This window comes from Streptococcus australis ATCC 700641 (assembly GCF_000186465.1).
Lineage (GTDB): Bacteria > Bacillota > Bacilli > Lactobacillales > Streptococcaceae > Streptococcus > Streptococcus australis.
The window spans coordinates 543,811-564,111 of sequence record NZ_GL636091.1 but is presented as its reverse complement, the minus strand read 5'-3'; the positions used below and the strand labels follow the sequence as shown (position 1 = coordinate 564,111).

The 20,301-nt window shown below is 44.3% G+C and carries 19 protein-coding genes and 1 other RNA gene; 3 read left to right on the top strand and 17 right to left on the bottom strand.

The window, feature by feature from the left end:
• Positions 1-49: 49 nt before the first annotated feature.
• From HMPREF9421_RS02760 to HMPREF9421_RS02705, 13 genes are all read right to left on the bottom strand, one after another.
• Entirely contained in the window at positions 50-736 is a 687-nt protein-coding gene (locus tag HMPREF9421_RS02760) for a rhomboid family intramembrane serine protease (protein WP_006595467.1), read from the bottom strand.
• Positions 720-1,259 (bottom strand): 5-formyltetrahydrofolate cyclo-ligase, encoded by a 540-nt coding sequence (locus HMPREF9421_RS02755; protein WP_006597299.1) that lies wholly within the window; start codon positions 1,257-1,259, stop codon positions 720-722. Before HMPREF9421_RS02755 ends, HMPREF9421_RS02760 begins: the two co-directional genes overlap by 17 nt.
• 12 nt (positions 1,260-1,271) lie before the next feature.
• Complete coding sequence (locus HMPREF9421_RS02750) at positions 1,272-2,405, bottom strand: N-acetyldiaminopimelate deacetylase (RefSeq protein WP_006597301.1); 1,134 nt, start codon at positions 2,403-2,405, stop codon at positions 1,272-1,274.
• A 62-nt stretch (positions 2,406-2,467) separates the two neighbouring features.
• A complete protein-coding gene (gene dapD, locus HMPREF9421_RS02745) occupies positions 2,468-3,166 on the bottom strand; it encodes a 2,3,4,5-tetrahydropyridine-2,6-dicarboxylate N-acetyltransferase (RefSeq protein WP_006595464.1) in 699 nt (232 codons plus the stop codon).
• Between the two features lie 168 nt (positions 3,167-3,334).
• Positions 3,335-4,315 carry a hypothetical protein gene (locus HMPREF9421_RS02740; RefSeq protein WP_006597300.1) on the bottom strand — a complete coding sequence of 327 codons (981 nt, stop codon included), beginning with the start codon at positions 4,313-4,315 and terminating at the stop codon, positions 3,335-3,337.
• 21 nt (positions 4,316-4,336) lie between these two features.
• Positions 4,337-5,074: a hypothetical protein gene (locus tag HMPREF9421_RS02735; protein ID WP_006595462.1), complete on the bottom strand. Its 738-nt coding sequence runs from the start codon at positions 5,072-5,074 to the stop codon at positions 4,337-4,339.
• A 10-nt stretch (positions 5,075-5,084) separates the two neighbouring features.
• Positions 5,085-5,726, bottom strand: coding sequence for a hypothetical protein (locus tag HMPREF9421_RS02730; RefSeq protein ID WP_248676820.1), 642 nt, complete (start codon positions 5,724-5,726; stop codon positions 5,085-5,087).
• A 299-nt stretch (positions 5,727-6,025) separates the two neighbouring features.
• The gene (locus HMPREF9421_RS02725; RefSeq protein WP_006595460.1) at positions 6,026-6,823 is read right to left on the bottom strand and encodes a hypothetical protein; all 798 of its coding nucleotides are present in this window, start codon (positions 6,821-6,823) and stop codon (positions 6,026-6,028) included.
• Positions 6,824-6,844: 21 nt separating this feature from the next.
• The gene (locus HMPREF9421_RS02720; protein ID WP_006595459.1) at positions 6,845-8,023 is read right to left on the bottom strand and encodes a hypothetical protein; all 1,179 of its coding nucleotides are present in this window, start codon (positions 8,021-8,023) and stop codon (positions 6,845-6,847) included.
• 184 nt (positions 8,024-8,207) lie between these two features.
• Positions 8,208-9,557 carry a glucose-6-phosphate isomerase gene (locus HMPREF9421_RS02715; protein WP_006595458.1) on the bottom strand — a complete coding sequence of 450 codons (1,350 nt, stop codon included), beginning with the start codon at positions 9,555-9,557 and terminating at the stop codon, positions 8,208-8,210.
• Positions 9,558-10,223: 666 nt separating this feature from the next.
• An RNA gene (ffs, locus tag HMPREF9421_RS10235) (signal recognition particle sRNA small type) lies at positions 10,224-10,319 on the bottom strand.
• Positions 10,320-10,357: 38 nt separating this feature from the next.
• Entirely contained in the window at positions 10,358-10,870 is a 513-nt protein-coding gene (tadA, locus tag HMPREF9421_RS02710) for a tRNA adenosine(34) deaminase TadA (protein ID WP_006595456.1), read from the bottom strand.
• 220 nt (positions 10,871-11,090) lie between these two features.
• The gene (locus tag HMPREF9421_RS02705; RefSeq protein ID WP_006595455.1) at positions 11,091-12,383 is read right to left on the bottom strand and encodes an adenylosuccinate synthase; all 1,293 of its coding nucleotides are present in this window, start codon (positions 12,381-12,383) and stop codon (positions 11,091-11,093) included.
• 296 nt (positions 12,384-12,679) lie between these two features.
• Between HMPREF9421_RS02705 and gshAB the strand changes: the two genes are divergently transcribed.
• Positions 12,680-14,935, top strand: a complete 2,256-nt coding sequence (gene gshAB / locus HMPREF9421_RS02700; RefSeq protein ID WP_006595454.1) for a bifunctional glutamate--cysteine ligase GshA/glutathione synthetase GshB — start codon at positions 12,680-12,682, stop codon at positions 14,933-14,935.
• 252 nt (positions 14,936-15,187) lie between these two features.
• On the opposite strand, the gene HMPREF9421_RS10600 is transcribed toward gshAB, so the two are convergent.
• Positions 15,188-15,316 (bottom strand): hypothetical protein, encoded by a 129-nt coding sequence (locus HMPREF9421_RS10600; RefSeq protein WP_006595453.1) that lies wholly within the window; start codon positions 15,314-15,316, stop codon positions 15,188-15,190.
• A 111-nt stretch (positions 15,317-15,427) separates the two neighbouring features.
• Here HMPREF9421_RS10600 and hslO point away from each other — a divergent pair, with 111 nt between their 5' ends.
• Positions 15,428-16,300 carry an Hsp33 family molecular chaperone HslO gene (gene hslO, locus HMPREF9421_RS02690; protein WP_006597306.1) on the top strand — a complete coding sequence of 291 codons (873 nt, stop codon included), beginning with the start codon at positions 15,428-15,430 and terminating at the stop codon, positions 16,298-16,300.
• Positions 16,287-17,267: a tRNA dihydrouridine synthase DusB gene (gene dusB, locus HMPREF9421_RS02685; protein WP_006595451.1), complete on the top strand. Its 981-nt coding sequence runs from the start codon at positions 16,287-16,289 to the stop codon at positions 17,265-17,267. Before hslO ends, dusB begins: the two co-directional genes overlap by 14 nt.
• Positions 17,268-17,584: 317 nt before the next feature.
• On the opposite strand, the gene HMPREF9421_RS02680 is transcribed toward dusB, so the two are convergent.
• Genes HMPREF9421_RS02680 through HMPREF9421_RS02670 form a run of 3 tightly spaced genes read right to left on the bottom strand, consistent with a single transcriptional unit; the run spans position 17,585 to position 20,236 of the window.
• Entirely contained in the window at positions 17,585-18,382 is a 798-nt protein-coding gene (locus tag HMPREF9421_RS02680) for an NUDIX domain-containing protein (protein ID WP_006595450.1), read from the bottom strand.
• Positions 18,383-19,165 carry a nicotinamide riboside transporter PnuC gene (gene pnuC / locus HMPREF9421_RS02675; RefSeq protein WP_006595449.1) on the bottom strand — a complete coding sequence of 261 codons (783 nt, stop codon included), beginning with the start codon at positions 19,163-19,165 and terminating at the stop codon, positions 18,383-18,385.
• 12 nt (positions 19,166-19,177) lie between these two features.
• Entirely contained in the window at positions 19,178-20,236 is a 1,059-nt protein-coding gene (locus HMPREF9421_RS02670) for an AAA family ATPase (RefSeq protein ID WP_006595448.1), read from the bottom strand.
• Positions 20,237-20,301 lie beyond the last annotated feature (65 nt).

The window sequence follows — 20,301 nt, the reverse complement described above, 5'->3', positions numbered from 1 at the left end:
AAACTGAGACTTCACTCAGTTTTCAGATAATTTACAAATTCGTTACAAATCATAAAAAGGGATGAGCAAGTAAAGCCCAAGCATAAAGAAGAATGCCTCCAGCTGTGTAAAGGACTAAGGCTCCCCAGCGCCAGCTTTTTTTCATGCTATCTCTCTCACCATAGACGGGAAAGACAAAGGCTAGAATCCCTCCTCCCACCAGGCCTCCTAAGTGACCTGCTAGACTAATTCCCGGCATGAAGCTAAAGAGGATATTGATCAGAATCAAGGCAGTATAGCGTTGACTCAAATAGCGAATATAGGGACTTCGAGCAATAAATCGCAAACTGACAATGGTAGCAAAGAGGCCAGACAGGGCTGTCGAAGCCCCAGCTGCAACGACTTCTGGAGAAAATACCAAGACAAAAAGATTGCCCATCAAGCCGGATAAGAGGTAGAGGGCCAAGAAGGCTTTGGAGCCAAATAAATCTTCTGCGATTCTTCCAAGAAAATAGAGGGTAACCATGTTTAAAACAAAGTGTTGCAAGCCGACATGAACAAACATGGCAGCAAGCAACCGCCAGCTCTGGCTTGGGTCTACTTGGATTTCAGCTCCTAGGACACCCCCAAAATCGTAGACAGTCTGGACAGATTCATAGTCAAAACCACGAAGTAATAACATGGATAGAAAAACGCCGGTTGTTAATAGAAGCAAGCTACTGGTCACGGGGTATTTCTTATCAAATAGTTGATTCATCCACAAGAACCTCCTGTACTGGGATATCATAGGAAGCAGGTAAAAAGTTTACTTCTTGGCAAGCATAGATGGTGCTGACAGTCGCTCCGTCGAAATCTGCCAAATAGCGATCGTAATAGCCTCCTCCATAACCCAGCCGGTAGCCATCCTTTTGAAAGGCTACCCCAGGAACATGGATCAAATCAATCTCCGACTGATCTATTGCTTGACTCCCATCCTCCGGTTCCAAGAGACCAAAGGCTGTTTGCTTCAAGTTCTGCGGATCATAATCTACAAATTCCATGCGTCCCTTTGGATAGGTTTTCGGAATGACGACCTGCTTGCCATCGGCTTGAGCTGCGTCAATCAGAAAACTCGTATCCACTTCATGCGGGAAAGACAAATAGGTCGCTATCACACTTGCTTCTTGGTAAGCTGGCAAAGAGCGCAACCGCTGGATTAAGGACTGATCTGCAACCCATTTGATTTCCGGCTCCAAGCCTTTCATCTTCTTCAACACACTCTTTCGAATACTTGCTTTCATTTCCATCTTTCTTTATTGGTTGGCTTTCATTTGTAAGAAAGGACTAATGGCTTTGACACCAAAGTGCAGGGCTTCTTCCTTGGGACTCATCTGAGGATGGTGGAGGGCATAAGGGCTGTCCACTCCCAACCATAACATGACCCCATCTACTTTTGACAAGAGATAACCAAAATCTTCTCCAGTCATCGCGGGCAGGATATCAATCAGGGTCACATCTTCTGCTTGATCAAAGAAGGTCATCAGTTCATCTGCCAAGTCCGGATTGTTTTCCACCGGCAAATACCCCCCTTGCTTAAGTTCAAGCTCTAGCTCCATTTCAAAAGCATCTGCAACCCCTCTCGCAATCGTCTCGAGTCGCTTCTGGGTCAAGAGGTTCATTTCCATGGTCAGGGTCCGAATCGTTCCATGCAGAAAGGCCGTCTCTGCAATGACATTATTGGTCGTTCCCGCATGCAGGGAACCGAAGGTCACAACTGCTCCCTCGATAGGATCGACATTTCGGCTGACAATGGTTTGAACCTGGGTGACAAAATAGCTAGCAGCGACAAGGGCATCCTTGGCTTCATGGGGAAAGGCGGCGTGCCCGCCCTTACCTTTAAAAGTAATTTTCACCTCACATGTCCCTGCAAAGAGCGTCCCCCGATTGGTCGCGATTTCGCCTACCTTTAAGTCTGGACGGACATGGAGACCGTAGAATTGATCAGGCAACCAATCTCCAAAGGCCCCATCCTCATACATGAGCATGCCTCCAGCTTCATTTTCCTCAGCAGGCTGAAAGAGGAACAAGAGATTGTTCTTCGGTTGTACGTGGACCAGTTGCTCCAGCAAGCCCAAGGCCAGCGTCATATGGACATCATGGCCACAGGCATGCATTCGACCTTCGTGGCAGGAGGCAAAATCAAGGCCAGTTTGCTCAATAATGGGCAGTCCATCGATATCCGTCCGCCAGCCAATGGTCTTTTCTGGATTAGATCCCTTCAAAAAGACTAGAATCCCTGTCCGCCAGGTCCGCTGCTCAACGAATTCTTTTCCCTCGGTGATTTCTGCGATCCGCTCCAAGAGATAGGCTTGTGTTTTAAATTCTTCTAGTCCAATTTCTGGTATTTGATGCAGGTCCCGCCGAATTTTTACTAAATCAAGTGTCATATCCATCTTCCTCTTTTGAGAAGAAGCCGAGGTATCCCCCAGCTTCCTACTTCTATATTCTCTTAAAGGTTACGCAAGGCATCCTCAAGTGCTGTTTTTTGTTGCGTCTGTTCGTCAATCGTCTTGATCACGCGCGCAGGCACACCTGCTACCACTACATTTTCAGGCACATCCTGCGTTACAATAGCCCCTGCCGCTACGACAGAGCCATTGCCAACTTGAACCCCTTCGATGACGACGGCATTGGCACCCACCAAGACATTATCCCCGATACGAACTGGTTCTGCAGAGGCTGGCTCAATCACACCGGCAAGGACTGCTCCTGCTCCGATATGGCTGTTTTTACCAACCGTTGCACGGCCACCAAGAATAGCTCCCATATCGATCATGGTCCCCGCACCGATTTCAGCACCGATATTGATGACTGCTCCCATCATGATTACCGCATTGTCTTCAATGGTCACCTGATCTCGAATGATCGCACCCGGTTCAATCCGGGCATTCAAATAACGCTTGTCCAGCAAAGGCACCGCTGAATTGCGACCATCTTGCTCTACGATATAGTCTTTATTTTCTGTTAAGTTGGCAAGAAGGGGCTCAATCTCTTTCCAGTCTCCAAATAGGACATTGCCTAGTTTTACAACGGATGCTGGAAGCTCTCCTGCCAGTTCCCCTTCGAAGGTTACTTTTACATTGGTTTTCTTTTCTGCATTGCCGATAAAGGCGATAATCTCTTGTGCAGTCATTTTTTGTGCAGTCATGGCGATACCTCTTGTTCTTTATAATAGGTCAGCCCTCTAGGAAGACAAGCTCCTTTTGAACTCTTTGATTTTACTATTATAGCATAATTTTAAGAGTCCTTTAAATCACTGGCAGATGAAGTAATCTTAAGATCCTAATGTATCTTTGTACTATCTCCCAAAATCATGCTATGGTTTCTTTTTAACAGCTATTCCTTTTAGATACCACTGCTCAGAGTTTTCCTCGAAATTTAGGGAAACTTGTTCGTTATCTACTGTTGAATAGGAGAGGGTGCAGGAGTATACTTTCTGAGAAGATGAGATGGAAAAATGCGTGACTTGAGGAGTTCCCATTTGAGAAATAACGTCATGAATTTCCTGTCCATCTTGAGAAAAGAGAGCTCTAAATTCTTCTGTTGTTTTGGTTGGTTCTTCCAAAGATGTAGCGTAATATCCCATATAGATATTAGTGACTCTATACTTATCGTCATGCCCCAATAGATTAAAACTGACATTTCCACGATTATCCGGTAGTTCATATTGTAAAGTGATTCCCCGATTGTCTGCACTTACATTAGAAAAATAACCTCTTTTAGCTTTTCCATACTGATTCACAAGTTCTTCGGCTGTCACATTGGATAATTTATTTTTTTGGCTGAGAACTAATAACTCGTCAAAATTAAAGTCATGAATCCCATTATCACCATCTATATAGGGGGAATTAGTGGCAGTCAATCGTCCTGATTCCATATCTGACTCACTCTTCTCTTCCTTTGTTGAGCTAGAAGATTCTGATGGTTGGCTTGAAGAGGCAGATGATTGTTTAGCGGATGCCGAACTGATAGAATGACGGTCCTGTTTCTTACTTACAGGGGTAGCCTGCTCTGTCTTTTGGGAAGATAGACTCACATAGCCAATGACCCCAATGATAAAACTAAAGAGAAGAACCAACCCCACTCCAGCTGCTAGAAGCGAACCAAAACGAGGCAAGCCTGCTCCTCGAAAAGCATCCTCACGAGCACTTCTCTTTACCCCTTTTTGATAGCTCCGAAGACTGGGACTTTCAAAAGCTTCTCCTTCAGGTCCACGATCTGAAAAGACTTCGGATACTTCCCTATTCCTACTTGGGAACCTAGACCGTTCTCTTTGAATCCGTCTATCTTTTTCCATTCTATTTTCCCTTCTTTTCACTTACATTTGTTTTTTAGTGTCTAGTTGACTCTTACGCAACAAGTAATAGGAATCCTCTACCTGTTCAACCTCCAATAAATAAGTTTCCCCCTTCTCATCCTGATAGGACAGTTGAAAGCCTTCCTGATCAGGGCCGATTTGGCGTCGGACGAGGGATTGTAAACCCTGATAGCTACCTAGAAGTGCTTTTAGATCCATCTTTTCTCCAGGTTCTAAGCTCTGATAAACTTTTTCTGAAAAAACTTTTTTCCCCTCCCGATTTAGATTGGCCAGACTCGCGTCAATCTCTTCTAACAGATAGCTCCCATCAGTCCCCTTGCTAAAAAGCAAACGGATGGAAGCTCCCTTGCCTCTGTCGTCCCATCGATAGAGAAGAGAGAGACTGGGTTGCTTGCTTGCTGTAGATTGAAAGAGTACTTTCTCTTGGGGATGCCCCATCTCCTTCAGAAGGGTCTCCAGGCGACTTCCAGTCTGCTTTAGGCTACCGTTTTGGTTCTTTATCGACAGAGGGAAATGCTCGATCTGGTCCAAGGTCCATGGCGAATCCTTTTTTTCATTCGTCTCTTTCAAGAGTCGCTCCCCTTGAAATTCTTTCGCTTTAAAAGTTGATAAGTTCTTTAGTTCATTTCTGGCTGTAGAACTTTTGGGTGGATGACTAAGGACCTCTAGACCCATCCCTAAGAGGAACGCCACCAGCAGGAGACTAGGAATTTTTAGCTTCTTGATGACTGTATCCATTTACTCCTCCTTATTCGACCTTGACTAGATGATAGCGAGCATCTTTTTGGGCTTGCAAAGTGAGAAAGACCAGCCCCTCTTGTGCACGGTAGGTTAGGACCAAAACTGTCTTTCCATCCTTCTGATTCAAAAGCAATGATTGTGGCAAGCCAACCTTTTGTAAAATGTCTTCTAGTTTCATGCTGGTTTTCTTTTTCCCACTAGCAAGACTGGTCAGGGCTGCCTTTTTCAGCTGTTTACTTTCTATATTCTGCTTAGAGCTTGGTTGATAGCCTTGAATAGCTGTTAGATAGTAACCATCCTTCATATGGGTAAATTCAAATTGGTATCTATCTCGACCATCTTGTGTCGTTCCATAGCAGAGACGAAGGAGCTGCGTTCTAGCTTTTGACTCAAGCCGAGCTTGCTTGGCTCCCCCTAATTTTTTGACCAGGGTCTCTGGTGTCGTCCCCTTGGTGCTTGGCCCAAAAGTCGCATCTCCTATTTTAAACTCCAGCAATTCCTCCAAATGCACCCCAACTTCTGGTCGATCTGATTTCGCCAGGAAAGCCTGCAGATAAGCTTCTTCCTTACGAAAGGTCACTTGCTGGTCTGGATTTAGCTGGTCTTGTGGCCTCCCAGAAGCAGCAAGCCCATATCCTACTCCCAGCATTAGGAGGACCCCGAAAATAATTCCTCTTTTTTGGATGAATGCTAAGAGGATCTTCAAATGTTTTCTTGTTGTTTCCTTTACATTATCCATTCTGCGATCGTATCTGTATCCCTTTCCGTCCAATTATTCACACCTGTTTCCTTTGTCAACATATCCTACTATACCATAAATAGCCAGTCCTCGCTAGAACAGAAAAAGATCTGAAAATACTATTCCAGATCTTTTTTCTAGCTTTAGGAAAGTTGAGTTTCTTTCTTCCACCTACCATTGTGAAGCAGGAAAGTGACCTATCTTAGTCGTCACCTTTTTTTAGCAAGAAGGAAATCCCCATCTGATTGTTTCACAAAAGTCAACTTATATTGGTCTGTCGTTGACGATTTAAAACGGATTGTCATGGTAGTCACAATATCATGTGTTTTGTAGTCTTCATCTGCAGATAAGGAGAGAGAATAAATGGTATTATCTTTCAACACTTCCTTATAAGAAACACCATCCTTACCAGTATTGGAATCTCCGACTTTGAGCTTGTCATAGTAAGATGAGGTCATAAAATCGTCCTCAGCTTCTTTATGATTTCCTGTATAATAGAGGTCCTTTAAATAATAGGTATCTCCCTCTTTCTTAAAGGTCAATCTCATATCACGAACGGTACGGTATTGAGAATAGGTATCATCCTGATCTTCTTCTAACTCGCCCCATTCTAAATCAATTTTATCTTTTCGAAACGTGCCTTTCAAAGCCTTGCCATGTACATCCACAACATCTTCAATGCTTGTTCCCAAATCTGGAGTTTCGTATGTACCAAACTCCAAATCAGCCAAATCTGTAATGTTCCAAGAAAAATCCGTATCGTCTGGATCAATATATTTTCCAGCCTGATCGCGTTTTGATTCCCCTGCATCAGCTTTCGGATGAAGGACAGGAGAGGAACTTTTAGCACTATTGGCCGCACCCATAGAATGGCCAAAGAAGAGACCGACAATGACTCCTAAGACCGCAAAGCCACTAATACAAGCAATTAACAGACCTTTCCCTGGCTTTTTTTGATTACCAGTTTCTGGCACACCAAATGGTGCCTGTGATTGATTCGTATTCATCTTTCATCTATCTCCTCTATATTAAAAACGTTCTGGACCAATGTATAAGAAGTCCCCATCTGGTTGTGCTAAGAAGCGTAATGTCTTATAATCGTCTCCCACTTTAAGATTGATCTTTGCAACCACACGAGTAGAGTCATACTCTTCTCCATCAGCAGTGAATTTTGTCTCTGTACCGATTTTAACATTTTGTTTATGTTTCTTCAAAACTTCCAACAAGGAGGTTCCACCTTTACCAGTTTCCTTATCTCCTTTTTTCAGATCCTTGAATTCTTTCGTGCTCATCTCATGATCTTTAGAAGTATATTCATCTTCAACTTCATCGTCTTCACTGGCATAGACTTCTTCCAAGTTAAAGGCTTCTACAGATTTCAAATAATAGTTGCCATCCACTTTTTCAAATCGGAAATAAATATTTTGGTGAGAAGCGTTCTTTGCACGATCCCAAGTAAGAGTCATGCCATTCTTTTCATAATCGACACTGGTAGCCAATCCATAGGTATCAACAATCTGATCAGCAGTCAAGCCGTAACCGTCTTTGTTGCTATAACTTAATGCAGCAAGGTCTTTAAGGGTCCAAGTAAAGACAACCTCATCCTTTTCCGTGATGAAGCCCTTCTTTGTCTTCTTAGCTTCTTCGCTGGCACGATCTAATCGTTTGGTACGTTTAGCATCAGCTTGAGGCTTAGATGAATTTCCCCAGAAATAGCCAGCTCCGCCACCAATTAATCCACCAAGAAGGAGTGCAAGAAGGGAAAAGACAACAAATTTCGTCCATCCACGCTTCGGTTTTGGCTGAACATTCCATTGCGATTGGAAGGCTTGAGGGTTCCCTTGTTGGTAGAACGGATTGTTTTCTACCTGAGGCGCTTGATTTTGGAAAAATTGTTCCTGTCCTCCAGCTTGTGGTCCTTCTACTGGAGAAGACTGTTGAAAGCCTTGTGCTCCTGGTGCTCCAAATGGCTCATAAGCTGTTTGGCCATTTTGTGCTCCAAAAGGTTCTTGAACAGTCTGCCCCCCTTGTGCTCCAAAAGGTGCTTGAACAGTTTGCCCTCCTTGTGCTCCAAAAGGTTCTTGGACGCTTTGACCAGTTTGGGCTTCAAGAGGTGGTTGAACGGTTTGTTCGTCTTGCGCTCCAAAAGGTTCTTGAACAGTTTGTCCCTCTTGTGTTCCAAAAGGTGTCTTGTCTTCTGTTGTCATAATCTCTCCTTTATTAAGAACCTTCGCCCATCATCCTCTCCACTTTTTTGTGGCCATAGTTTGACGTGCAAAGTATAAATATAATAATTCTACTATATCATAATGCTATTCATTTATCCACCTCATTCTGAGATATGGAAAGCGATTAAAAAACGATCCCTTTCGAGACCGTTTTGTCTATCGATTAAAGACGAGCGTTAAGTTCTTTGCTCAATTCTTCGAATCCTGGTTTACCAAGAAGGGCAAACATGTTGCGTTTGTATGCTTCAACACCTGGTTGGTCAAATGGGTTGATAGCGTTCAAGTAACCTGAAAGGGCGATGGCCAATTCGAAGAAGTAGATCGTGTAACCAAGAGTGAAGGCATCTTGCTCAGGAAGAGTCACGTACATGTTTGGCACGTCACCGTCAGTGTGGGCAAGAAGAACACCGTCAGTTGCTTTTTTATTAACGAAGTCAACGTCTTTTCCTTGAAGGTAACCAAGTCCGTCAAGATCTTCTTCCAAAGTAGGGATGATCACGTTCTTACGAGGTTTGTCAACACGAACAACTGTTTCAAACATGATACGAGTTCCTTCTTGGATAAATTGACCCAATGAGTGCAAGTCTGTTGAAAAGTTAGCTGAAGTTGGGTAAATACCTTTTTGGTCTTTCCCTTCTGACTCACCAGCCAATTGTTTCCACCATTCTGAGAAGTATTGAAGTGATGGCTCGTAGTTTACCAAGATTTCAGTAGCATATCCTTTACGGTAAAGGATGTTACGAACTGCAGCGTATTGGTAAGCTTCGTTTTCTGAAAGTTTGTCTGATGTGTAATCTTTACGAGCAGCATTAGCACCTTCCATAAGGGCTTTGATATCTGCACCTGATGCAGCGATTGGAAGCAATCCAACTGCTGTCAATACTGAGAAGCGTCCACCGATATCATCTGGAACTACAAAAGTTTCCCAACCGTTAGCATCCGCTTCAACCTTAACTGCACCTTTTTGGCGGTCAGTTGTTGCATAGATACGTTTGTTAGCTTCTTCTTGACCGTATTTCTTCACCAAAAGTTCTTTGAAGACACGGAAAGCGATGGCTGGTTCAGTTGTTGTACCTGATTTAGAAATCACGTTTACTGAGAAGTCTTTATCTGAAACATACTCTACCAAGTCAGCAAGGTAAGTTGATGAGATTGAGTTCCCAGCGTAAAGGATTTGTGGTGCTTTGCGTTCTTCTTTTGTTTGCAAGTTTGCAAAGTGATGGTTCAAGAAGTCAATGGCAGCTTTCGCACCAAGGTATGATCCACCGATACCGATAACGACCAAGACATCGCTGTCTGCTTTGATTTGCTCAGCAGCTTTCAAGATGCGGTCAAATTCTTCGCGGTCGTAGTTTTCAGGAAGGTCCAACCAACCCAAGAAGTCGCTACCAGCACCAGTTCCTTTACGGATCAATTCGTCTGCTGCTGTTACTTGTGCTTGCATGTATTCCACTTCATGCGGGGCTACAAATTTATCTAACACTTTTGAATAATCAAATTTAATATGTGACATAGTATTCCTCCAATATTTCTTCTCCTCTATGATATCGCTTTACAGGGATTTAATCAAGGGAAACCATCTTGTAAAAACGTTTTCATTTGCTAATTTTTTTATTTTCACAAATCAAGCAACGACGCAATAGCAATCGTTTGCATATACGGACTTATTTTAAGCGGAACAGACAAAAAAAGAAGAGGCTGGGACAAAAGTCCTAGCCTCTCAATTGTCTTTGGATTGTCGAGCAAGACGCAGTGGTTGAGTGGGCTCTACTACGCTGATTTCATCAGTTTTTACAGCCCTACTCAACTGTGCGGAGGTGGGACGACGAAATCGAATTCTATCGAATTACCGATTTCTGTCCCACTCTCTCTATTTTTACGCTATTATTCTTTGAATCTACTAATGAATTTCGAGATATTGCTAGTGAATTATAGCCCTCACATCGCAAAGCTCCTCAGGATCAATATCTCTAAGTTCGGTTGCGCCTTCCAGGCTTGATTCTAGATACTTCGGAACGTAGTTCTCGCTTTGCTCGAACTGCGTCAATGTACCTAAGTTCATCCGCGTCCGTTGGACTTGATTCACTAAGAGCTATCATAGGTTTACAGCTTTTTCCCTAACGGGAAAAACTGCATCCATTGCTCTAAGATTCGTCTGCGTCCCTTGGACTTGACTCATCAAGAGCAATAGAAAAGAGCACACAGTTCACTTCGCTTAGGGCTGCTGGATTCCTCCCCTGACCCGCTTCACGCAGAACTGTTGCTCCGATAGGTATTATATCATAATTTGTTCGATTTGCAAAGGTCCGGTTTTTATTCTTGTGTTTCGGCCTTGGCTGCGAGTTTGGCTTGTTTTTTTCGTTCTCGACCTTGGCGGAAGAAGGTCTGCATGATGGCTGCACATTCTGCTTCCAAGATTCCTGTTTCTACTTCGACTCGGTGATTGAGACGCTCATCTGTCAAAATGTCGTAGAGACTACCTGCTCCACCGAACTTCTGATTGGTCGCCCCGTAAATCACCTGGGGAATCCGAGCTAGACCAATGGCACCACTACACATAACGCAAGGCTCAATGGTTACAAATAGAGTGGTATCCAGCAAACGCCAACTTTTTTCTTTTTGGTTAGCCTCTTCAATCGCCATTACCTCCGCATGCATGACCGCTCGCTGCAATTCTTCTCGCGCGTTGTGCCCACGTCCAATGATCTCACCGTCTTTGACAATGACACAGCCAATAGGAATTTCCTCATGAGCCAAGGCTATTTCTGCCTCTTTCAAGGCCTCTCGCATAAAAGCTTCTTTCTCTTCTAGGGTATAGTCTCTCACTAATAACACTCACTTACTTTTTTTGTTCATGTTCTATTATATGATGAAGCTACAAAAAAAGCCACCAATGGGTGACTTCTTATAGGGAGATATTATGAAAAAAGTTTGGATTCTAAACAAAGTTAGGAGGTCTTTGTTTATGTTCTTAGTATAGACCACGTGTCTTAAAGTAAGCTTAAGAAGAAAAAAGTTGAGAGAGAACTCCCAACTTTTATTTGATTTACTTACTTGACCAGACACTTTCAAGGATATTGGTTTGGTCACGATCTGGTCCGACTGAGAAGGTCGAAATACGTACACCAACCAATTCACCGATCCGGCGGACATAGTTGCGGGCATTTTCTGGAAGCTCATCCAAGTGGCGGACACCTGTAATGTCTTCTGACCAACCTGGTAATTCTTCATAGATTGGTTTGCAACGTTTGAGTTGCTCCAAGCTTGCTGGGTAGTGGTCGATGCGTTCTCCATCCAAGTCGTAAGCCACACAGATCTTCACCTTATCCAAGCCTGACAAAACGTCGATGGAGTTCAAGCTAAGGTTGGTAATTCCTGATACACGACGGCTATGGCGCATGACAACTGAGTCAAACCAACCAACACGACGAGGCCGACCGGTTGTTGTCCCATACTCATGGCCAACTTCACGGATCCGATCACCCACTTCATCAAAGAGTTCCGTAGGGAAAGGGCCATCACCAACACGGCTGGTATAGGCTTTACATACACCGACCACCTTATCAATCTTGCTTGGGCCGACACCTGATCCGATCGTCACCCCACCTGCGACTGGGTTTGAAGAGGTTACAAATGGATAGGTCCCTTGGTCGATATCCAACATAACCCCTTGGGCTCCTTCAAAGAGCACGCGCTTGCCGTTGTCCAAAGCATCGTTCAAGATGACGGAAGTATCGGTTACATATTGCTTGATTTGTTGACCATATTCATAGTATTCTTCGAAGATATCATCAAATGAAAGAGCCTCTGCATCATAGAGTTTGGTAAATTGACGGTTCTTTTCTTCCAAGTTGATACGAAGACGTTCCGCAAAGACGTCGCGGTCCAAAAGGTCCGCGATCCGGATTCCCACACGCGCAGCCTTGTCCATGTAGGCTGGTCCAATCCCTTTGATGGTCGTTCCGATTTTGTTGTCCCCTTTTGACTCTTCTTGGAGACGGTCCAATTCGATGTGGTAAGGAAGGATGACATGGGCACGGTCAGAAATGCGAAGGCTGTCTGTTGATACCCCTTCTTCATGGAGATAAGCCAACTCTTTGACCAATGATTTCGGGTTGACAACCACCCCATTTCCAATCACAGAGATCTTTTCAGGGAAGAAGATACCAGAAGGAATCAAGTGCAACTTGAACTTTTTGCCATCAATCACGATGGTGTGACCGGCATTGTCCCCACCTTGGTAGCGAGCAATGACTTCTGCATTGGCTGATAGGAAGTCTGTAATCTTCCCTTTTCCTTCATCTCCCCACTGGGTTCCTACAACAACTACTGATGTCATATCTTTGTCTGAGCTATATAGCTCGTCCTTTCTTGAAAAGCAGGCAGGAATCTCACCTGCGATTATGTTTTATACCTCATTATATGAAAAATTTGACAATTTTTCAAGGAGGGTTCATCATTTCATTTGTTTTTTCTCTTATGTAGACGAATTACATTTTTACAAAATATGTATTTTCTGAATTTTAGTACTTAATTTAAAATAAAAGTTCGGAATTTTTGTAAAATCGTAGCGGAAATTTGCTTTCTTTTTCCGTTTGTAATAGACTAAAATAACTACCATAGGACGGTGAAACGATGACGATTAATCAATTACTGCAGAAACTGGATACATCAAGCCCTATTCTCCAAGCGACCTTTGGTCTGGAGAGGGAAAATCTGCGAGTGACAACTGATGGACACTTAGCTCAAACTGCTCATCCGAGTCAGCTTGGTTCCCGCAATTTCCACCCGACCATCCAAACAGACTTCAGCGAACAACAACTGGAACTAATTACACCTATTGCTCACTCTACTAAGGAAGCGCGGCGCTTACTGGGAGCTATCAGCGATGTGGCAGGCCGCTCAATTGACCAGAGTGAATGCCTGTGGCCTCTGTCCATGCCACCGCAGCTGACTGAAGAAGATATTATCATCGCCCGTCTGGAAAACGAATACGAACGCCACTACCGAGAGGGTTTAGCGAAAAAATATGGCAAAAAACTACAGGCCATCTCTGGCATCCACTACAACATGGAGCTAGGGAAAGATCTGGTCGCTGCTCTCTTTCAAGTCAGCTCCTATCATTTACTCAAGGACTTTAAAAATGACCTCTATCTCAAACTGGCTCGAAACTTTCTGCGTTTCCGATGGCTCTTAACCTATCTCTACGGTGCTGCTCCTCTGGCAGAAGCCGGCTTCTACAGTCAGGAATACCCGCAGCCTATCCGCTCTTTTCGCAACAGCGACTATGGCTATGTCAATGACGAGAATATTCAGGTATCCTACACTTCTTTGGAGCAATATGTAACCGATATTGAAAACTACGTTCAGTCTGGCGAGCTCAGTGCTGAAAAAGAATTTTACTCAGCCGTTCGCTTCCGTGGACAGAAGCACAATCGCGCCTATCTGGAGCAGGGTATCACCTATCTGGAATTCCGCTGCTTCGATCTCAATCCTTTTGACCATTTGGGCATTAGCCAAGAGACCTTAGATACTGTCCATCTCTTTTTACTGGGCCTGCTCTGGCTAGATGATGTAGAAAATGTTGATGCAGTATTAAAAGCTGCCCATGATTTGAACCAGAAAATTGCTTGTAGCCACCCGCTGACTGCCCTGCCAGATGAGGCAGACAGCTCAGCCCTTCTCCAAGCCATGGAAGAGCTCATCCAGCATTTTGAACTGCCAACTTACTATCAAACTTTGCTGGACCAGATGAGAGAGGCTCTCTTACATCCTCAGCTGACACTGTCAGGACAGCTCCTGCCCCATATCCAGCAAGATTCCTTAACAGCTTTTGGTCTAGAAAAAGCAGAAGAATACCACCGCTATGCCTGGACTGCTCCTTATGCCCTCAAAGGCTACGAAAATATGGAACTGTCCACCCAGATGCTACTCTTTGATGCTATTCAAAAGGGGCTAAATGTCGAAATTTTAGATGAAAAGGACCAATTTCTCAAGCTTTGGCATGGTAGTCATGTAGAATATGTCAAGAACGGCAATATGACCTCCAAGGATAACTATGTCATCCCTTTGGCCATGGCCAATAAAACAGTCACCAAAAAGATTTTGGCAGCAGCTGACTTTCCCGTTCCGGCTGGAGCAGAATTTTCTTCTCTAGAAGAGGGACTGGCCTACTACCCTTTGATTAAGAACCGAGAAATTGTTGTCAAACCCAAGTCAACTAACTTCGGACTGGGCATCTCTATCTTCCAAGAGCCAGCTAGCCTGGAAGCTTATCACAAGGCTCTGGAGATTGCTTTTTCAGAAGATGTCGCCGTCTTAGTGGAGGAATTTATCGCTGGAACGGAGTACCGCTTCTTTGTCTTAGACGGACAATGCCAAGCAGTCCTCTTGCGAGTGGCGGCCAATGTCGTCGGAGACGGTCAGCATACCGTGAGAGAATTGATTGCCATCAAAAATGACAATCCTCTGCGGGGCCGAGATCATCGTTCACCGCTTGAAATCATTGAACTGGGGGACATTGAACTGCTCATGCTGGACCAGCAAGGCTATGGAGCAGATGATATCCTGCCTGCTGGAGTCAAGGTTGACTTGCGGCGCAATTCCAACATTTCTACTGGCGGAGACTCGATTGATGTCACAGACAGCATGCACCCATCTTATAGGGAACTCGCTGCGGACATGGCAAAGGCTATGGGAGCCTGGGCCTGTGGCGTTGATCTCATCATCCCTGACAGCTCTGCTATTTCCACAAAGGAAAATCCCAACTGTACCTGCATCGAGCTCAACTTCAATCCTTCTATGTATATGCACACCTATTGTGCTGAGGGGCCGGGACAAAGCATTACTCCGAAAATACTAGCTAAACTTTTCCCAGAAATGGACCTATAAAGTAAGAAAACGCAGAAGATGTCTCTGCGTTTTTGTTTTGTAACCGAGGTAGAGTTTTAGATGATAACCTAAAAAGATTAAGCATGGTCCTCCTACAAGTTTAAAATAGCAAGTCATTTGCTGTAAAATCATCCTCTAACAAGCAAATTTCAAACCTCTCCTGCATATAGCAGAGGAAATCTTCCCTTTTTCCTAAAAAGAATCATAGGTCGCGAATACAAGGCTAGTATCATCTGAACAAGTTCCAGCCAGTTACTGTTGGCTTCCATAGCCCACCATCTCAACCGCTTTAAAACTGCCTCGGGTTAAAAATTCATACGGAACCCCTAATGCATCAGCTACCGCCAAACCATAGACTGCCGTTTTCAAAGATTGGTTCATGCTAGCCTCCTTTGTTTTATTATACTATTTTTGGTCTTAAAATTCTTCCTAATCCCCAAAAACAAGCGCAGGCCCGCGCTTGTTTTTCTATTTTATGCTAAAATAGAAGCTATGGACAAAATTATTAAAACTATCTCAGAAAGTGGCTCCTTCCGTGCCTTTGTACTAGACAGTACAGAGACCGTGCGAGCAGCCCAAGAATACCATCAGACACAAGCAAGCTCAACTGTGGCCCTCGGTCGGACCCTGATCGCAAGTCAAATTCTCGCCGCCAATGAAAAGGGAAACACCAAGATAACGGTGAAAATCCTCGGTACTAGCTCACTTGGTGCTATCATCACTGTGGCAGATACTCAAGGAAACGTCAAAGGCTACGTGCAAAATCCTGGTGTGGATATCAAGAAAACAGCGACCGGTGAAGTCGTGGTCGGACCATTTGTCGGAAACGGGGAATTCCTAGTGATTACCGACTACGGCACAGGCAATCCTTATCATTCCATGACACCTCTCGTCACTGGAGAAATCGGTGAAGACCTAGCTTATTACTTGACTGAAAGCCAACAAACTCCATCTGCAGTGGGGCTCAATGTCCTTCTTGATGAAGAAGACAAGGTCAAGGTTGCCGGTGGTTTCTTGGTGCAGGTCTTGCCAAATGCCAAGGAAGAAGAAATTGCCCGCTTTGAAAAACGTATCCAAGAAATGCCGGCCATTTCTACCCTTTTAGCCTCTGACGACCATATTGAAGCCCTTCTTACTGCCATCTATGGCGAAGATCACTACAAACGTCTCTCTGAAGAAGAGATCCGCTTCCAATGTGACTGTAGCAAGGAACGCTTCATGGATGCCTTGGCTAGCTTGCCAGCCAAAGACCTTCAAGAAATGAAGGACGAGGACCAGGGAGCAGAAATTGTTTGCCAATTCTGTCAGACGGCTTATCACTTTGATAAAAACGACTTGGAGGAACTCATTCGTGACAAATCTTAATACACCTTTTATGATTGGGAATGTCGAGATCCCAAACCGGACGGTCCTTGCACCTATGGCCGGTGTGACCAACTCAGCCTTCCGCACGATTGCTAAAGAACTCGGGGCAGGGCTTGTAGTCATGGAAATGGTCTCTGATAAAGGAATCCAATACAATAACGAAAAGACCCTGCATATGCTCCATATTGATGAAGGTGAAAATCCTGTATCGATTCAGCTCTTTGGTAGCGATGAGGACAGCCTGGCACGCGCAGCTGAATTTATCCAAGAAAATACCAAGACCGATATCGTCGATATCAACATGGGCTGCCCAGTTAATAAAATCGTCAAGAACGAGGCGGGTGCCATGTGGCTCAAGGACCCAGACAAGATCTACTCTATCATTAACAAGGTTCAATCCGTCCTTGATATCCCCCTCACTGTTAAAATGCGGACAGGTTGGTCTGACCCTTCTCTAGCAGTTGAGAATGCCCTCGCAGCTGAAGCTGCAGGTGTCTCCGCCCTTGCCATGCACGGACGGACCCGGGAGCAAATGTATACGGGTCATGCGGATCTTGAGACCCTTCACAAGGTTGCACAAGCACTGACCAAGATTCCATTTATCGCCAACGGAGATATCCGGACGGTGCAAGACGCCAAACAACGGATCGAAGAAGTCGGTGCCGATGCGGTCATGATCGGCCGTGCTGCTATGGGGAATCCTTACCTCTTCAATCAAATCAATCACTACTTTGAAACAGGAGAAATCCTGCCTGATTTGACCTTTGAAGACAAGATGAAGATTGCTTATGAGCACTTGAAGCGCTTGATCAATCTCAAGGGTGAGCACATTGCCGTTCGCGAATTCCGCGGCTTAGCTCCTCACTACCTCCGAGGAACCTCAGGCGCAGCCAAACTCCGCGGAGCCATTTCGCAAGCTAGCACTCTAGCTGAGATTGAAGAACTTCTTCAATTAGAAAAAGCTTAATGACAAAAAAACAGCATCGAAATATTGATGCTGTTTAAAATATGTACTAACTATTTTTAACATAAAATAGCTAGCTGGTTTTTCAAAAAAACTGACATATTTTTTTAGTCAGTTATGTAAATCTAAAACTTTCCGCTGTGAGAAAAGCGCCTGAAACACAAATGTTTCAGGCACTCGGAATTATTGAGACCTTAGGCTCAATAATTAGTCATGGAACTTCGAAGAAGTTCGCTGACGTCCGTACTCACTTAAGGAAAGTTTTTAGAAGAACTTATCTTCATTTGACAGCATCAACTTTTTGATGCTGTTTTTGTATCTTATTGATCCGCTTGAGATTCGCTTTCTTTCCAGCGATAGGTCTTGCGTGGTTTTTTCTTAGGTACCCGCTTAACCCCCACTTCTTCAACGTAAGAGCCATAGGTCACAAGGAAATTATTGGTCAAAATTTCTTTATCTGGATGGATAAGATTCACCAACTCGGTTGCTTCGTATACGGTGAAAGGCTCTTCTAGGAGATGGAGGAAGGTTGGATTCCAGGCCAAGCGCCCTTGGATCCGCTTGATGGATTCTTGCACAATCTCATAGTGGTCAAAGGCAAAATCTTCAGCTGCCAAGACACGACCATCTAGGGAACATTCCCCTTGTTTGAAGTCCACATCGAGGAAGAGAACTTCTTTGGCATCATCTCCAGCTCGGACCATATCTACCGCTTCAGCTGGCAAATAAACCAAGTGAGCAATGGTAATGACCCAACCCCGAGGGTCCCGACCAGGAGTAGAAACTGTCATTAACTGCTCGACCTTTTGAGACGTTAATTCTAGTCCAACTTCTTCTTGAACCTCTCGGATACAAGCTTGAATAGCGTCTTCATGCTTTTGCAAGAACCCCCCCACCAAGGCTACACGATGCTGACAAGGATGCGTTTTCCGGCGAATCACCAAGAGCTTCAAGCGCCCCTCCACAAAGCAGTAGGCCACCATATCCGCTGTCACACTTGGATTTTCATAGGTAGGGTAATCCTGCTCCTTGTACCAGCGGAGAAATTCTTCCTCACTGACGACCCTTTCGTAGTATTCCTTTTCGTTCATTCCTTCCGGAATGCTTGTTGCTGTCATTTAAGCAACCTCCTTTTTCACTGCTTTACTCCACTGATACCAACCGACAAGACTGTTAAGGGTATAGACCCAGTACATGCCTTGAATATGGATGCTCTTTCCCCACCAGAGGTAGATACTGAAGAGGTTGGTTGCAATCCAGAAAATCCATTGTTCGCGATAGAGACCAGTCATCAGAAGCTGTCCGACACCATTGGTCGCATCTGTTATACTATCACGGAAAGGCCGAGCACTGTGGATGCTTTTATAGGCGTAGCCCATCCCGATCCAAATCAGAGCTGTTAGAACCAAATACTTGATCCATTCCATTAGCGTTAATTTCTTGGCCTCAAAGTGAGATTCTTCTGCATCCCCCTGGTCATTGATCCGATTCGACAACCAAACATAGAGACCAATTGGTTGCATCACGAAGAAGTACAGGGTCGTCAAAACTTCTCCATAGAAGTTTTTGTTCAAGGCTAGGACGAGGTAAATCGCTGAGTTTACTGCTCCAAAGAGATAGTTACTAGCCCGACCTTCTGCTACTAGTATAACACAAACGATTCCTGTCCAGGAGGCAAAGAGCCCTAACCAATCGTGACTTGCTTCCTGATTGGTAAACTCTAGGACAAAGGGCACGCTAGATAAAGCAAGCAAATAGAGCCATTGTGTCAAAGTGCGATCAGCGAATAGGTCTTTCCAAAGGAGTTTCATAATCCCTACGAAGCCAAGTTTGCCAGCTTCTCGATGGACATTTTTTAAATGCTCCCCAAAAGTTTGAATTTTTTCTTGTAGTCGTTTCATGCTGTTTCTCCTTTAATCAGCTTGATAAATCGTATCGATGACACGCTTCGCTTCTTCATAATTCCCCAAGTAATCTTGCCCGAGATAAGCTGTAGGGATATCCGAGAGGTATTGGTTGCGGAGGTGATCCAGGTGATTTGAAAAACTGTTGCGAATTTCATCATCTGCCATGGTCATATCACGGAAGCCATCATTGACATAGGATCCAATGGGTTGAACAAATAAAATTAGATCCCATTTTTCCTTAGCTAGGATACTGACGAAGAGGTTGTCAAAAGTATCCGTCATACTGGTCTCTGGGCCTTCTACTTCCATATAGTAGTCGTAATAGCCCTTCGTCACCAGAGAATTCGTATCCGCAATGACCAGGCCTCGATTGGCGCTACTATCAATCAATTTAGAAGTCTGATCGTATTGCCCCAACAAGAGGTAATAGTAATCTTTTGGTGTCAGCTCATCATCCCGTACATTGTTTCTAATCTGGTACTCGCGAGCATATTCTAAGCTCACTGGTGCATCATAGAAGCGGGCCAAATCTTTTGCCAAGGTTGTCTTCCCGTTGCTAGCACTCCCCATAATGAGGACTTTCTTCGTGAACTGACGGCGGAAGGGTTGGGCAATGTATTTCCAATACTTGCTCGGGTTCTCTCTGATGAGGGTCCCTGAAATGCCAAATTGACGTTCCTGTAGGCGAGCTTCAAAACCTCGCGCTTCAAGTTCTTCTTGGTAAGTCTTCTCTCCAACAAAGAAGACTAAATCTTCTCTCTTAGAATCATATTGAATCGTTTCTAAGGCGGTTTTCAACCAAGGTTCCCATCCCAAGGGATAGCGAGGAAGTTCTGTCTCATCGAGTTTATAAATCTGAGTGAGTTCATCATTTGAAAAACCTTCTCGAATATAGCGAAAACGTTTTTGCAAAGGAAGGCCAACTTCTTCTCCTCGGTCACCTTTGTAACCAGAGACAATCACACAAACGCGGTCACATTGGCGTTTTGCCCGTTGAATTAAATCAATATGCCCTTGATGAAGGGGGGCAAACGTTCCAAATACCACTGCCACTCTTTCTTTCATCTAACTGGCTCCTTTATCATAATGTCAAAACATGTTTTGCTTATGATTTTATTATAAACTATAAT

What these genes read in the sequence shown, in the direction of transcription:
- HMPREF9421_RS02760 (WP_006595467.1), bottom strand. Translation starts at nt 736, where the DNA reads ATGAATCAACTATTTGATAAGAAATACCCCGTGACCAGTAGCTTGCTT.
- HMPREF9421_RS02755 (WP_006597299.1), bottom strand. Translation starts at nt 1,259, where the DNA reads ATGAAAGCAAGTATTCGAAAGAGTGTGTTGAAGAAGATGAAAGGCTTG.
- HMPREF9421_RS02750 (WP_006597301.1), bottom strand. Translation starts at nt 2,405, where the DNA reads ATGACACTTGATTTAGTAAAAATTCGGCGGGACCTGCATCAAATACCA.
- dapD (WP_006595464.1), bottom strand. Translation starts at nt 3,166, where the DNA reads ATGACTGCACAAAAAATGACTGCACAAGAGATTATCGCCTTTATCGGC.
- HMPREF9421_RS02740 (WP_006597300.1), bottom strand. Translation starts at nt 4,315, where the DNA reads ATGGAAAAAGATAGACGGATTCAAAGAGAACGGTCTAGGTTCCCAAGT.
- HMPREF9421_RS02735 (WP_006595462.1), bottom strand. Translation starts at nt 5,074, where the DNA reads ATGGATACAGTCATCAAGAAGCTAAAAATTCCTAGTCTCCTGCTGGTG.
- HMPREF9421_RS02730 (WP_248676820.1), bottom strand. Translation starts at nt 5,726, where the DNA reads ATGCTGGGAGTAGGATATGGGCTTGCTGCTTCTGGGAGGCCACAAGAC.
- HMPREF9421_RS02725 (WP_006595460.1), bottom strand. Translation starts at nt 6,823, where the DNA reads ATGAATACGAATCAATCACAGGCACCATTTGGTGTGCCAGAAACTGGT.
- HMPREF9421_RS02720 (WP_006595459.1), bottom strand. Translation starts at nt 8,023, where the DNA reads ATGACAACAGAAGACAAGACACCTTTTGGAACACAAGAGGGACAAACT.
- HMPREF9421_RS02715 (WP_006595458.1), bottom strand. Translation starts at nt 9,557, where the DNA reads ATGTCACATATTAAATTTGATTATTCAAAAGTGTTAGATAAATTTGTA.
- HMPREF9421_RS02705 (WP_006595455.1), bottom strand. Translation starts at nt 12,383, where the DNA reads ATGACATCAGTAGTTGTTGTAGGAACCCAGTGGGGAGATGAAGGAAAA.
- gshAB (WP_006595454.1), top strand. Translation starts at nt 12,680, where the DNA reads ATGACGATTAATCAATTACTGCAGAAACTGGATACATCAAGCCCTATT.
- HMPREF9421_RS10600 (WP_006595453.1), bottom strand. Translation starts at nt 15,316, where the DNA reads ATGAACCAATCTTTGAAAACGGCAGTCTATGGTTTGGCGGTAGCTGAT.
- hslO (WP_006597306.1), top strand. Translation starts at nt 15,428, where the DNA reads ATGGACAAAATTATTAAAACTATCTCAGAAAGTGGCTCCTTCCGTGCC.
- HMPREF9421_RS02680 (WP_006595450.1), bottom strand. Translation starts at nt 18,382, where the DNA reads ATGACAGCAACAAGCATTCCGGAAGGAATGAACGAAAAGGAATACTAC.
- pnuC (WP_006595449.1), bottom strand. Translation starts at nt 19,165, where the DNA reads ATGAAACGACTACAAGAAAAAATTCAAACTTTTGGGGAGCATTTAAAA.
- HMPREF9421_RS02670 (WP_006595448.1), bottom strand. Translation starts at nt 20,236, where the DNA reads ATGAAAGAAAGAGTGGCAGTGGTATTTGGAACGTTTGCCCCCCTTCAT.